Consider the following 14,648-nt stretch of genomic DNA (forward strand, 5'->3'; position numbering starts at 1 on the left):
TCTATCAAGTAGATACTTTTCGTGGTGCAAGCGGTTCAGCAGTATATGATTCTACCAATAGGGTTGTCGGAGTTCATACCAATGGGAGTGAGGCAGAACAAATGAATTATGCTGTCAAGTTAAATGAGAAGGCTCTATCTTTCATCTACTCTGTTATTCGAGGGCATTCTATTGATGGTTGGAAATTGATTGGTGGTACTTGGTACTATTATAAGAACAGTACGAAACAAACAGGTTGGCAAAAGATAAATGACACTTGGTACTATCTAGACGCCTCCGGTAAGATGCTCACAGATTGGCAAAAAGTAAATGGGAAATGGTATTATCTGGAAACCTCTGGTTCAATGGCAACAGGTTGGAAATATATACGAGGCAGATGGTATTACTTAGATAATAAAAATGGAGACATGAAAACCGGTTGGATAAAAGTGGGAGGAAATTGGTATTATCTCAATTCAAGTGGAGCAATGGTTACAGGTAGCCAAACTATTGATGGTAAAGTTTATAATTTCGCTTCATCTGGTGAATGGATTTAATATTGGAGGTATATATAAATGAAACTTTTGAAAAAAACTATGCAAGCTGGACTAACAGTAATTTTCTTTGGTTTGCTAGCTACGAATACAGTATTTGCAGATAACTCTGAAGGATGGCAGTTTGTCCAAGAAAACGGTAGAACCTATTACAAAAAGGGGAACCTCAAAGAAACGGACTGGCGAGTGATTGATGGGAAGACCTATTATTTTGATTATAATGGCGAAATGGTTGTTGGTTGGCAGTACATTCCAATGCCAGTTAAAGGATATACAATTGGTCCTTACCCTAATGGTATCAGATTAGAAGGTTCCCCAATGCCAGAATGGTACTACTTTGACGAAAATGGAGTGCTACAAGAGTTTGTTGGTTGGCAAGAATTAGAGCTAAAATATTCCTTAACCGTTGGGAAAAAACATGGTGAAGGCTGGGAAGGTCCCGAAGTTCTTAAATTAGCATACTACTACTTTGATCAAGATCATTATTTAAAGACAGGTTGGCTTTATGATCAATCTAACTGGTATTACCTAGCAAAAACAGGAAATTCTGGGAATAAGAATCTTGGTGGTGAAAGACGTGTAGGTTGGATAAATGATGGTTCAGCTTGGTACTATCTAGATTCAGAAACTGGTATCATGCAAACTGGTTGGAAGCAAATTGGCAATAAGTGGTACTACCTCCGTTCATCAGGTGCAATGGCAACAGGTTGGGCTTATGTTGGTAATAACTGGTACTATCTTCGTTCATCAGGTGCAATGTCCACAGGTTGGGTGAAAGATGGTTCAATATGGTACTATCTAAATGCAAGTAATGGAGATATGAAAACAGGCTGGTTCCAAATCAATGGTAAATGGTATTATGCCTATGGTTCAGGTGCTCTAGCTGTTAATACCACAGTAGATGGTTACTACGTAAACTATAATGGTGAGTGGGTTAAGTAACGAATGCTAATCGTAACTGTAGTTGATACTTAACTTATTAAAAAGAGCTTTTTTCTACCATTTGTCAACTCTATCAATTTTTAAGAATTAAATGAGTGAAGACAGTAGCTATTCAGTATGTTTATCTACTGTAGTAGGTTGAAGAAAAACTAAGAATGAGAAAGGACGAAGTTAGTCCTTTCTTTTTTATGTGACTATACTTTCTATTCAAATGAGCTTTTAACCAATTGATTGAGCCAATCCACTCTTAAAACCAAAGAGCAATTTCTCGCTTAGCTGACTCTTCTGAATCTGAACCATGTACAACATTTTGGATAACCTCATTTTCTCCAGCAGCTTTTGCAAAATCACCTCGAATAGTTCCTGGTAAAGCTTCTTCTGGACGAGTTGCACCCATCATGATCCGCCAAGTTTCGATTACTTTGGGACCAGAAATGATACCTACAAAAACTGGGCCTGAAGTCATAAATTCACGAATCGGTGGGTAAAAACTCTGACCAACCAAGTCCTGATAGTGCTGGTCAATCAGCTCTTCTGAAAGCTGTGAACGCAACTCCAATTTTTCAATTGTAAATCCACGTTGTTCGATACGTTTCAACACTTCACCCACTAATCCTCTTTTTACACCATCTGGTTTAATAATAAAGAATGTTTGTTCCATACCTGTCTCCTTTGTCAGCTTCTTTCTTTTATACTCTTCGAAAATCTCTTCAAACCACGTCAACGTCGCCTTGCCGTAGGTATATGTTACTGACTTCGTCAGTCTTANNCAACCTGCGGCTAGTTTCCTAGTTTGCTCTTTGATTTTCATTGAGTACTATTTTACCATATTTCATGGAAAAATAGAGAAAGTTTTCAGAAAAGAGAAAGAGAACCCGAAGGCTCTCTCATTCTCTCTTATTCTACTGTTTCTTCCACAGTTTCAACGGCAGTATCCACAACTACTTCTGTTGTTTCTTCGTTTCCTTCTTCCTCTACTGGAGGGTTAAGGTATTCTTCTTCGTTGATAGCATGTGGTTCAAGGTTACGGTAGCGGGCCATACCAGTACCTGCTGGGATGATCTTACCGATGATAACATTTTCTTTAAGTCCAAGGAGATGGTCTTTCTTACCACGGATAGCTGCGTCAGTAAGGACACGAGTTGTTTCCTGGAAGGAAGCCGCTGACAAGAAACTGTTTGTTTCAAGTGAGGCTTTGGTAATTCCCATAAGGACTGGGCGACCTGTCGCTGGAACTCCACCTGCGATAAGGACTTCTTTGTTAGCATCTGTAAAGTCATTGATATCCATGAGGGTACCCATGAGAAGGTCTGTGTCACCTGGATCCATGACACGTACTTTACGAATCATTTGACGAACCATTACCTCGATGTGTTTGTCACCGATTTCTACCCCTTGGCTACGGTAAACTTTTTGTACTTCACCAAGAAGGTAAGTTTCAACTGACAAGACATCACGAACTGCAAGGAGACGTTTTGGTTGGATAGAACCTTCTGTAAGAGCAGCACCACGCGCTACTTGGTCCCCAACTTCAACACGCATACGAGCGGTAAATGGAACGACATATTCACCTTCACCAGTTTCGCCCTTAACAAAGACTTTCTTGGTACGAGTTGAGGCATCTTCTTCGATAGCAGTAACTTGTCCCTTAACCTCTGTGATAACCGCTTCCCCTTTAGGATTGCGGGCTTCAAAGATTTCTTGGACACGAGGAAGACCCTGAGTGATATCAGTATTTGAGGCAACCCCACCCGTGTGGAAGGTACGCATTGTAAGCTGTGTACCAGGTTCTCCGATAGATTGGGCAGCGATTGTACCAACTGCTTCACCAACTTCAACCGCATCACCAGTCGCCAAGTTGATACCGTAACAGTGACGGCAGACACCGTGACGAGTATTACATGTAAATACGGAGCGGATAGTGACTTCTTCCACACCAGAATTGACAATTTCACGCGCCTTGTCTTCTGTAATCAACTCATTTGGACCAATGATTACTGCACCAGTTTCTGGATGTTTAACAGTTTTCTTAGTGTAACGACCATTGAGACGTTCTTCGAGAGACTCGATCATCTCTTTTCCTTCTGCGATAGAGCGGATCAAGAGACCACGGTCAGTTCCACAGTCGTCCTCACGGATGATAACGTCTTGGGCAACGTCAACCAAACGACGAGTCAAGTAACCTGAGTCGGCTGTCTTAAGGGCCGTATCGGTCATACCTTTACGGGCACCGTGAGTTGAGAAGAACATTTCGAGTACTGACAAACCTTCGCGGAAGTTTGAAAGGATTGGCAATTCCATGATACGTCCGTTCGGAGCAGCCATCAGACCACGCATACCGGCAAGCTGTGAGAAGTTTGAGATGTTACCACGGGCTCCAGAGTCCATCATCATAACGATTGGGTTCTTAGGATCTTGGTTGGCAATCAAGCGTTTCTCAAGTTTTTCACGGGCAGCACGCCATTCAGCTGTAACGGCATTGTAACGCTCGTCGTCTGTGATCATACCACGACGGAATTGTTTTGTGATTTGTTCTACACGTTTGTGTGATTCTTCAATGATTTCAGCCTTGTCATCAACGACTGGGATATCGGCGATACCCACTGTCAATCCTGCAAGAGTTGAGTGGTGGTAACCGAGGTTCTTCATACGGTCAAGTAGGGCAGAAGTTTCTGTCGTACGGAAACGTTTGAAGATTTCAGCGATGATATTTCCAAGGTTTTTCTTCTTGAATGGAGGGTTGAGTTCAAGTTTGCTGATAGCTTCCTTGATATCTCCACCAAGTGGCAAGAAGTATTTAGCTGGGACGCCTTCTGTTAAGTTGGCATTGTTTGGTTCTTGCAAGTATGGTAGACCCTCTGGCATGATGTCGTTGAAGAGGATTTTACCAACTGTTGTAAGCAAGACCTTGTGTTTTTGCTCTTCTGTCCAAGGCTTGTTGAGGCTGTCTGTTGCGATACCAACACGTGAGTGAAGGTGAACATAACCATTACGGTAAGCCATAACCGCTTCGTCACGGTCTTTGAAGACCATTCCTTCACCTTCACGACCAGCTTCTTCCATAGTCAAGTAGTAGTTACCCAAAACCATGTCCTGAGATGGAGTAACAACTGGTTTACCATCTTTCGGGTTCAAGATGTGCTCAGCAGCGAGCATCAAGATACGAGCTTCTGCTTGGGCTTCTTCTGAAAGCGGTACGTGGATGGCCATTTGGTCCCCGTCAAAGTCAGCATTATAGGCTTCACAGACAAGCGGGTGCAAGCGAAGGGCCTTACCATCAATCAAGACTGGCTCGAAGGCTTGGATACCCAAACGGTGAAGGGTAGGTGCGCGGTTCAAAAGCACTGGGTGTTCTTTGATCACTTCTTCAAGAATATCCCAGATACGCTCATCTCCGCGTTCGACCAAGCGTTTAGCCGCTTTGACGTTTTGCACGATATCACGGGCAACGATTTCACGCATGACGAATGGTTTAAAGAGCTCGATCGCCATTTCACGTGGCACACCACATTGGTACATCTTAAGCGTTGGACCAACGGCGATAACGGAACGTCCTGAGAAGTCAACACGTTTACCGAGCAAGTTTTGACGGAAGCGTCCTTGTTTACCTTTAAGCATGTGGCTCAATGATTTCAGTGGACGGCTACCTGGTCCTGTGATTGGACGACCACGACGACCATTGTCAATCAAAGCGTCAACCGCTTCTTGAAGCATACGTTTCTCATTTTGAACGATGATACCAGGTGCATTCAACTCAAGCAAACGAGCCAAACGGTTGTTACGGTTGATAACACGGCGGTACAGGTCGTTCAAGTCAGATGAGGCAAAACGGCCACCATCCAACTGCAACATTGGACGAAGATCTGGTGGAATAACCGGAAGGATGTTGAGAATCATCCATTCAGGTTTGTTTCCAGACTTGTAAAAGGCATCCAAAACATCCAAACGACGGATGGCTTTGACACGTTTTTGTCCAGTAGCTGTTTTCAATTCTTCTTTGAGTTCAGCAATTTCTTTTTCAAGATCTACTTGTTTTAAAAGGTCTTGGATGGCTTCGGCCCCCATCTTGGCAACGAATGATCCATAACCATACTCACGCAAGCGCTCACGGTATTCGCGCTCTGTCATGATAGACTTGTGCTCAAGTGGTGTATCCTTAGGATCAATCACCACATAAGCTGCAAAGTAGATAACTTCCTCGAGGGCACGAGGGCTCATATCAAGGGTCAAGCCCATACGGCTTGGAATCCCCTTGAAGTACCAGATGTGAGATACAGGAGCTTTCAATTCGATGTGCCCCATACGCTCACGACGAACTTTTGTACGCGTTACTTCAACCCCACAACGGTCACAAACAATCCCTCTGTAACGAATGCGTTTGTACTTACCACAAGCACATTCCCAGTCTTTTGTAGGACCAAAGATCACTTCATCAAAGAGTCCTTCACGTTCTGGTTTCAAGGTCCGGTAATTGATTGTTTCAGGTTTTTTGACTTCTCCATAAGACCATGAACGGACTTTGCTTGGAGAAGCTAGGGTGATTTGCATACTTTTAAAACGATTTACATCAACCACTATTTCTTCCCTTTCTATTCTAAGTGAGCTACTTATTCTTGTTCAGCAGCTTCTTCTGTTGCTTCCGCTTTTGTTGCTTTCTCAGCTTCTTCGGCTTCAAAGGCTGCTTTAGCCTCTTGGGCTGCTTTTTCGCGGGCTTTTTCAAGGTCATCTACGTGGATGACATCTTCGTCCATTCCTTCATCCAAGTCGCGAAGTTCCACTTCTTGGTCATCTTCGTCTAGGACACGCATGTCAAGACCGAGAGATTGCAATTCTTTGACAAGAACTCGGAAGGATTCTGGAACACCTGGTTTTGGAATTGGTTTTCCTTTTGTAATAGCTTCATAAGCTTTCAAACGTCCGTTGATATCGTCAGACTTGTAAGTCAAGATTTCTTGTAGGACATTTGATGCACCGTAGGCTTCAAGAGCCCAAACCTCCATCTCACCGAAACGTTGTCCACCAAACTGAGCTTTACCTCCGAGTGGTTGTTGGGTAACAGTTGAGTAAGGTCCGACTGAACGCGCGTGCAATTTATCATCAACCATGTGGTGGAGTTTGATCATGTACATGACTCCGACAGAAACACGGTTATCAAACGGTTCTCCAGTACGTCCATCGTAAAGGATTGTTTTGGCATCGCTATCCATACCAGCTTCTTTAACAGTTGACCAAAGGTCTTCAGAACTTGCTCCGTCAAAGACTGGTGTTGCGATGTGGATACCAAGAGTACGAGCTGCCATACCAAGGTGAAGCTCCATAACCTGACCGATATTCATACGTGATGGCACCCCAAGTGGGTTCAACATGATATCGACTGGAGTTCCGTCTGGAAGGTAAGGCATGTCTTCTACAGGAACGATACGAGAAACAACACCTTTGTTTCCGTGACGTCCGGCCATCTTATCTCCGACCTTGATCTTACGTTTTTGAGCAATGTAGACGCGAACCAGCATGTTAACACCTGATTGCAGCTCATCTCCATTTGCACGTGTAAAGATCTTAACATCACGAACGACACCATCGGCACCGTGTGGTACACGAAGAGAAGTATCACGAACTTCACGAGATTTATCTCCGAAGATAGCGTGCAAGAGACGTTCTTCAGCTGAAAGGTCTTTCTCACCCTTAGGTGTTACTTTACCTACAAGGATATCACCTTCTTTAACCTCAGCACCGATACGGATAATACCCATTTCGTCAAGGTCTTTAAGAGCGTCTTCCCCAACATTTGGAATTTCACGAGTAATTTCTTCAGGCCCAAGCTTTGTATCGCGTGTTTCTGATTCGTATTCTTCAAGGTGAACAGATGTGTAGACATCGTCTTTAACCAAGCGTTCGCTCATGATAACAGCATCCTCGAAGTTGTAACCTTCCCAAGTCATGTAGGCAACGATTGGGTTTTGTCCAAGCGCCATTTCTCCATTTTCCATAGAAGGTCCGTCAGCGATGAAATCACCTTTTTCAACGACATCGCCAACTTTAACAAGCGTACGTTGGTTGTAGGCAGTACCTGAGTTTGAACGACGGAATTTTTGGATGTGGTAAACATCCAATGAACCATCTTCACGACGAACTTCTACCTTGTCAGCATCTGCGTAAGTAACTTTACCATCGTACTGAGCAATCACAGCAGCTCCTGAATCGTGGGCTGCTTGGTATTCCATACCAGTACCAACGTAAGGTGCTTGAGGATTGATCAATGGCACAGCCTGACGTTGCATGTTGGCTCCCATGAGGGCACGGTTGGAGTCATCGTTTTCCAAGAAAGGAATACATGCTGTCGCAACGGCAACTACCTGTTTTGGTGATACGTCCATATAGTCAACAACATTAGCTGGATACTCTTGGTTGACCCCTTGGTGACGTCCCATGACAACTTTTTCAGCAAATGTTCCATCTTCATTCAGACGAGAGTTAGCCTGTGCTACAGTAAATTCATCTTCTTCATCGGCTGTCAACCAAACGATTTCGTTGGTAACAACACCTGTTTCACGGTCAACCTTACGGTATGGTGTTTGAACAAAACCATATTTGTTCAAATGTCCGTAAGATGACAAGTTATTGATCAAACCGATGTTAGGTCCTTCAGGTGTCTCGATGGGACACATACGACCATAGTGAGTGTAGTGCACGTCACGTACTTCATATCCAGCGCGGTCACGTGTCAAACCACCAGGTCCTAAGGCTGACAAACGGCGTTTGTGAGACAACTCAGAAAGTGGGTTGTGTTGGTCCATGAACTGTGACAACTGTGATGAACCAAAGAATTCTTTCACCGCAGCTGTTACAGGACGGATGTTGATGATTTGTTGTGGTGTCAAGACTTCGTTGTCTTGAACAGACATACGTTCACGGACATTACGTTCCATACGAGAAAGTCCAAGACGTACTTGGTTGGCAAGCAATTCACCAACCGCACGAATACGACGGTTTCCAAGGTGGTCGATGTCATCTACACGGCCAAGGCCTTCAGCCAAGTTGAGGAAGTAGCTCATCTCAGCAAGGATATCAGCAGGAGTGACGATACGAACCTTGTCATCTGGATTAGCATTACCAATAATTGTTACGACACGGTCTGGGTCAGTTGGTGCAACAACCTTGAATTTTTGAAGAACAACTGGCTCAGTCACAACGGCTGCATCATTTGGAATGTAAACAATCTTGTTCAGGTCGCCATCCAAATGGCTTTCAATGCTTTCAATCACACTACGAGTCATAACAGTTCCAGCTTCTACCAAGATTTCTCCTGTTTCAGGATCTACCAATGGCTCTGCAATGGTTTGGTTGAGCAAGCGTGTTTTAACATTGAGTTTTTTATTGATCTTGTAACGACCGACAGCTGCTAAGTCATAGCGACGTGGGTCAAAGAAACGAGCCACAAGCAAGCTACGTGAGCTTTCAGCTGTCTTAGGCTCACCTGGACGAAGGCGTTCGTAAATTTCTTTCAAGGCTTCGTCGGTACGAGAGTCCATTGGGTTCTTGTGGATATCTTTTTCAACAGTGTTGCGAACCAATTCGCTGTCACCAAAGATATCAAAGATTTCATCATCACCTGAGAAACCAAGCGCACGAACCAAGGTTGTAAATGGAATCTTACGAGTACGGTCGATACGAGTGTAGGCGATGTCTTTTGAATCGCTTTCAAGTTCCAACCAAGCTCCACGGTTAGGGATAACCGTTGAACCGTAGCCCACTTTACCATTTTTATCAACTTTATCATTAAAGTAAACACCTGGTGAGCGGACCAACTGAGAAACGATAATACGTTCACCACCATTGATGATGAAAGTACCCATTTCTGTCATGATCGGGAAATCACCAAAGAAAACTTCTTGGGTTTTGATTTCGCCTGTTTCTTTATTGATCAAGCGGAAGGTTACAAAAATTGGTGCTGAGTAGCTAGCATCGTGGATACGAGCTTCTTCCAGCGTATATTTGGGTTCCTTGATTTCATATCCAACAAATTCCAACTCCATTGTGTCTGTGAAGTTTGAAATTGGCAATACATCTTCAAACACTTCCTTAAGACCGTGGTCTAGGAAATCTTTGAATGAGTCAGTTTGAATTTCAATCAAATTTGGTAAGTCAAGAACTTCTTTGATTCTTGAAAAACTACGACGGGTACGATGTTTCCCGTATTGAACGTCATGTCCTGCCAAGATGATTCTCCTTTGTAAATAAGTTCCAAGCCTTGTCAATCAGGCTTTCTAATCGTCATATGGTTGTAAAACCCCTATCACCGTGTCCCTTTGATAAATTTTCAGAATCTTTAAGTCTTTGTTACAAGCACTCAAAATCCTGAAAAAAAGCACAAAAAGAGCAGCTAAATCTGACTTTTTCAGAAGATTTAACTGCTGTGAGCCTTGTCTGGACAATATTTCAGACAAAACCTACGACAAATGATTATTTATATTATACCCTAATTAGCTAGATTTTTCAAGGGGATTCAGTAGATTTTTGGTAATCTTTTTCCCATAGAAAACTTGGCATCACATTCGAATCACACTATGGTACAAAAAACTGAAAAAACTATTGACTGAGAATGATTTTCAAGGTATAATAAGAAACGTTAAGGCGGTATAGCCAAGTGGTAAGGCACGGCTCTGCAAAAGCTTGATCGTCGGTTCAAATCCGTCTACCGCCTTCTATAACTTGATTTATCAGGTTTCAAATGAACAGAAAGCCCAATTTGAAGGGCTTTTTTATTTTTTCTTCTGATAAATACGGATAATTTTGAAAAACTTTTGGGGCAAAGTTCTTTCCATGACATAATTCCCTCATGAAATCAACTGAAAAAAGCTTCGTCACGCCTGGTGACAAAAGCCTCTAGTTTACTCTGTTTCTTCTTCTATTTCAACTTCGGTAATTTGGACTTTTACCTTGGTAACACGTCCATTTTTCACTTTATCATTGGTTAAGATAAGCTGTTTGTTTTGACTAACTAATTCATAGCTGAGTTTCTCAGTCGTTGGAATGGTCCCAACTCCTGTCAAATAATAACCAGCGATGGTATCAACGTCATCACTTTCCAGTTCAACATCAAAGTAATTATTGAAATCATTGAGGGTCATAGTTCCTTGAACAATGTAAGTATCCTCGCCAATCTGATGAACATCTATTGCTGCTTTGTCCGTTTCATCATCAATTTCACCAACAATTTCCTCTAAAAGGTCTTCCAAGGTCACCAAACCAGCCATCCCACCGTATTCATCTAGCAAGATTGCCATTTGTCTTTGGGTATTTCGCAATTCTTTTAGCAAGTCATCCACAAAAATCGTTTCAGGTACAAAAAGTGGATCTTGTAAAATTCTCTTCCAAACAATATTATCAAAACCGTCCACAAAACCAGCCTTAAGGAGACTCTTGGTGTGAATGATTCCAATCACATTGTCCTTATCCCCATCGTAAACTGGTATACGGGAAAAGTTTTGTTTTAAAATACTTTGGATAATGCTTTGACTATCATCCTGAATATCCACCATAAAGGCATCCGTCCGAGGAACCATAACCTCTCGTGCCATCAGTTCATCGAGCGAAAAGACACCTTGTAGCATCTCAATCTCATCAGCATCCAATGTTTCTTCACTATTTGTCAGCATATAGGCAATTTCATCACGGGTCATCTTTTCATCCGCATCATCGAATGACATAGGAGTCAAATGGCTCAAGAAATTGGTCGAAGCAGCTAAAAGCCAAACAAAAGGACTGACTAGTTTTCCGATCCCAATGATAACCGGCGCTGTACGAATGGCCAAGGCATCCTTTAGATTAAGAGCGATTCTCTTAGGATATAATTCCCCAAAAACGATGGAAATATAGGTCAAAAATGCCAAGGATAGAAAAGTTGCCACGGCTTGTGCTGTTTCGCTATTCCCAAGCCAAGAGGCAATCACACGTCCTAGAGTATCAGCTAAACTCGCCCCTGATAAGATTGTAATCAGGGTGATTCCTACCTGAATGGTTGATAAAAAGTGGTTAGGATTTTCTAGTACCTTCAGCAGGCGGATGTAGCGTCTGTCTCCTTCTTCCGCCTTTTGTTCAACTCGGGCACGATTAAGAGAAACCATGGCCATTTCTGTGGCTGAGAAAAAGGCATTTAATACCGTCAAGATAAACAATAAAACAAATTGTAGCAACAAATTCTGACTACTTGGGTCTTCCATAGTTCTTCTCCTAAAATAGTATCTTATCCTTTATTATATCACAAAATTTAATCCAATACATATTATTTTTTTCTTAGCGTAACTTCTCAAAGTAACTTCCATCTCTCTCCCAAAACTGGAAGTTAGTTTTAGAAGTTACCATTTTTTCTTAGTACCTACTCTAGCCCTACTTAAACTAGAAAAAAGAACTCCTACATCCATAAGTGATATAGGAGTTTATCTTATCTTTTACTGATACTCTTCGAAAATCTCTTCAAACCACGTCAGCTTTATCTGCAACCTCAAAGCTGTGCTTTGAGCAACCTGCGGCTAGCTTCCTAGTTTGCTTTTTGATTTTCATTGAGTATGAGTTACAGTTACTTCTCCAGTTCGGTAATCCAGTTGAAGCCCCTTTTGAACATTGGGAACTAGAACATTAAATTCCAATTCTCCATCTGAAGACTTGGCTTCAATCTGTGAAGCTGAAGGAACTAAATCCTCGTTTGAAGCGTAGTAAAGGGTTACACGGTAACGGACACGCTTGTTTTGGTCCAAGGCTTTACGCACCTTACTTTCATAGTAGTTTTGACCAGTCGAATCCTCGGCCTGCGCCTGATTTGCCCAGGCTGTCTGAACAGCAATGTTTTTAGGATTGCTTGTCGAGGCATCAAAACCATCCAAACCACCGATTAAGGCATAGCCTAACAGATGACCTCTATCGACTGCATGGGTATAAGAGCCCTTTAGATTCTTGACCTGATGCCAGCCTGGAGGAGTCCATGAAGTCGAACCATTCCCAGTTTCTTCACGATTCTTGTACTGACGAGTAGCCTTAGACAAGAGGGCATTAGCCACGGTTGGTACGGTCTCCTTGCCCACCGTCTTTGTTTTATTATCAGCGTAGGGCTTACTTGAAACCTTGGCATTTAGGTTTGTTTTATTACCATTGACGATAAAAGCACCTGATCCGTTCCACTCCAGACTCCCTTTTACTTGGTTTTTGACTGCGTCTGTTAAGACACTCTCTGCCAATGCTTGACTAGGAGCTTCAGACGCTTGTTTTTTCTGACTAAGCTTGGTTTTAGGACTATTAGGTGCCGACTGCATCTGCTTGATATAATAGCTCCCTGTAGACAAAAGCAATAACACTAGCAGTCCGATTAGTGTCTGTCTTGTTTTTTTGTTCATATTTCTCCTTATCTTTAGAAAAAGGCTGGTTCTCCAGCCTAATTTCCTGTAAATTTATGAATCAATTCCTGCCATTTTGCTGGAGACAGGATAGCCCATGGATCTTGACCCTTGCCCAAGATTCCATAACCTACCATTAAACCGATTCCTAGAGCCAGAGCACCTAAAATCAGTACTATGATGACTAAAAGTAAACGCTTGACTACGTAGCTTGATTTCTTATTCATCTTCATCACTTGCCTCAATCCGCTGAATCTTAGCACCTAGCTGCGCCAACTTCTCATGGAAACCGTAGTAACCTCTATCCAAGTGAACCAATTTACCGACCACAGTTTCTCCCTGTGCTACCAAACCTGTCAAAATCAAGGCTGCACTGGCACGAAGGTCAGTAGAAAGAACTTCCGCTCCCTGCAAAGGTTGACCACCAACAATACGAGCTGTATCACGGATAATCTCAGAATGCAAGCCCATGCGACGCATTTCTTCTAGATGTTGGAAACGATTTTCGAAAACTGTCTCCACCATAGTTGATTCCCCTTTTGCGACTGTCATCAAGGCTGTAAATTGAGCCTGCATATCTGTTGGAAATCCTGGGTGGGGCAAGGTTTTCACATGAACAGCTTTTAGATTTTCTAGTTGAGAGCGAACGCGAATTCCTTCCGTCTCCTCCGTCACTTCCACTCCCATTTCAAGCAATTTGGCAATCAAGGGACGGTTGTGCTCCCAGACAGCATCTTTAATCAAGACATCACCACCAGTCATGGCAGCAGCTACCATAAAGGTTCCTGCTTCGATACGGTCTTGGACTACATTGTGAGTCGTACCATGAAGTTTCTCAACACCGGTAATGGTAATGGTCTCTGTACCAGCACCCTTAACCTTAGCTCCCATTTCATTAAGGAGAATGGCTAGGTCAACAATCTCAGGCTCACGCGCAGCATTTTCAATCACTGTCATCCCATCAGCTAGGGTCGCTGCCATCATCAAGTTCTGCGTTGCACCAACACTTGGAAAGTCCATATAGATATGAGCGCCATGCAAGCGTTCTGCCTTGGCTTCGATGTAACCAGCTGTCTGACTAATCTTAACCCCCATAGCTTCCAGACCTTTCAAATGAAGATCAATAGGACGGCTACCAATGGTACAACCACCTGGCATGGATACCTTGGCATGACCCACACGGGCAAGGATTGGCCCTAATACAACGATGGAGGCGCGCATCTTGCTGACATACTTGTAAGGGGCTTCCTCAGTGATGTCGCCAGTAGCATCCACCTCAACAAGATGGGCTTCCTCATCAAAGTCAACCTTGGCATTCAAACCACCAACCACCTGATTCATAATAAAGACATCCGACAAGATCGGTACATTCTGTAAGACTGTCTTTCCTTCACTTGCTAGAATAGTCGCTGCCAACAAGGGCAAGACTGCATTCTTTGCTCCTTCGATGGTTACACTTCCTACCAGACGATTATCGCCACCTTGAACAACAATTTTGTCCATACTCGTTTCCTTTACTCTTGATTTTATAATAATCCTCTAAGCGCTTCTTGCCACAAATGATACAGGCTGATAAAGAAAGAACTCAAGATATAGCCCATTACAATGCTGAAAAAACCTACTAATAAACGAACTTTTCTTGTATTCTCAGCTGTCACTTTTAAAACCTTTTCCCATCTAACAAGATCCTTTAAAAGGTAAAAACTCACATAAATAAAGAGCATGTGACTGCTTAGAGTGAATAATAATTGAACCATTTGACTATTATACCATCTTCTCTGTT

General features: G+C 42.8%; 10 protein-coding genes, 1 tRNA gene and 1 pseudogene. 3 read left to right on the plus strand and 9 right to left on the minus strand.

From position 1 onward, the window contains the following. Nucleotides 1-536: pseudogene (locus HT715_RS11980) on the plus strand (choline-binding protein G); the annotation flags it as partial. 18 nt (nt 537-554) lie between these two features. Further along, the gene (locus HT715_RS07875; RefSeq protein WP_054388457.1) at nt 555-1,475 is read left to right on the plus strand and encodes an N-acetylmuramoyl-L-alanine amidase family protein; all 921 of its coding nucleotides are present in this window, start codon (nt 555-557) and stop codon (nt 1,473-1,475) included. Between the two features lie 247 nt (nt 1,476-1,722). Here HT715_RS07875 and ndk read toward each other — a convergent pair whose 3' ends face one another. The 3 genes from ndk to rpoB all read right to left on the minus strand — a co-directional run bounded on the left by ndk (nt 1,723) and on the right by rpoB (nt 9,694). Beyond that, nucleotides 1,723-2,136, minus strand: coding sequence for a nucleoside-diphosphate kinase (gene ndk / locus HT715_RS07880; protein WP_023936737.1), 414 nt, complete (start codon nt 2,134-2,136; stop codon nt 1,723-1,725). Between the two features lie 236 nt (nt 2,137-2,372). Next, nucleotides 2,373-6,050 (minus strand): DNA-directed RNA polymerase subunit beta', encoded by a 3,678-nt coding sequence (gene rpoC, locus HT715_RS07885; RefSeq protein WP_171038890.1) that lies wholly within the window; start codon nt 6,048-6,050, stop codon nt 2,373-2,375. A 32-nt stretch (nt 6,051-6,082) separates the two neighbouring features. Next, the gene (gene rpoB, locus HT715_RS07890) at nt 6,083-9,694 is read right to left on the minus strand and encodes a DNA-directed RNA polymerase subunit beta (RefSeq protein ID WP_050243143.1); all 3,612 of its coding nucleotides are present in this window, start codon (nt 9,692-9,694) and stop codon (nt 6,083-6,085) included. Nucleotides 9,695-10,108: 414 nt separating this feature from the next. Here rpoB and HT715_RS07895 point away from each other — a divergent pair. Next, nucleotides 10,109-10,179: transfer RNA gene (locus HT715_RS07895), tRNA-Cys, on the plus strand. On the opposite strand, the gene HT715_RS12295 is transcribed toward HT715_RS07895, so the two are convergent. From HT715_RS12295 to HT715_RS07920, 6 genes are all read right to left on the minus strand, one after another. After that, complete coding sequence (locus HT715_RS12295; protein WP_259390846.1) at nt 10,171-10,305, minus strand: hypothetical protein; 135 nt, start codon at nt 10,303-10,305, stop codon at nt 10,171-10,173. The two genes, HT715_RS07895 and HT715_RS12295, sit on opposite strands and share 9 nt — an antisense overlap. A gap of 61 nt (nt 10,306-10,366) precedes the next feature. Then, nucleotides 10,367-11,698, minus strand: a complete 1,332-nt coding sequence (locus tag HT715_RS07900; protein ID WP_023936733.1) for a hemolysin family protein — start codon at nt 11,696-11,698, stop codon at nt 10,367-10,369. Between the two features lie 336 nt (nt 11,699-12,034). Next, nucleotides 12,035-12,865: a DNA-entry nuclease EndA gene (endA, locus tag HT715_RS07905; RefSeq protein ID WP_001036782.1), complete on the minus strand. Its 831-nt coding sequence runs from the start codon at nt 12,863-12,865 to the stop codon at nt 12,035-12,037. A gap of 38 nt (nt 12,866-12,903) precedes the next feature. Next, entirely contained in the window at nt 12,904-13,092 is a 189-nt protein-coding gene (locus HT715_RS07910; RefSeq protein ID WP_050225899.1) for a DNA-directed RNA polymerase subunit beta, read from the minus strand. Next, complete coding sequence (gene murA, locus HT715_RS07915) at nt 13,085-14,368, minus strand: UDP-N-acetylglucosamine 1-carboxyvinyltransferase (protein ID WP_000358021.1); 1,284 nt, start codon at nt 14,366-14,368, stop codon at nt 13,085-13,087. The genes HT715_RS07910 and murA overlap by 8 nt, the downstream gene beginning before the upstream one ends. A gap of 23 nt (nt 14,369-14,391) precedes the next feature. Further along, nucleotides 14,392-14,622, minus strand: coding sequence for a DUF1146 family protein (locus HT715_RS07920; RefSeq protein WP_023933289.1), 231 nt, complete (start codon nt 14,620-14,622; stop codon nt 14,392-14,394). Nucleotides 14,623-14,648 lie beyond the last annotated feature (26 nt).

The organism is Streptococcus sp. 4155 (assembly GCF_013276695.1).
In the GTDB taxonomy this organism is placed as follows: domain Bacteria; phylum Bacillota; class Bacilli; order Lactobacillales; family Streptococcaceae; genus Streptococcus; species Streptococcus pseudopneumoniae.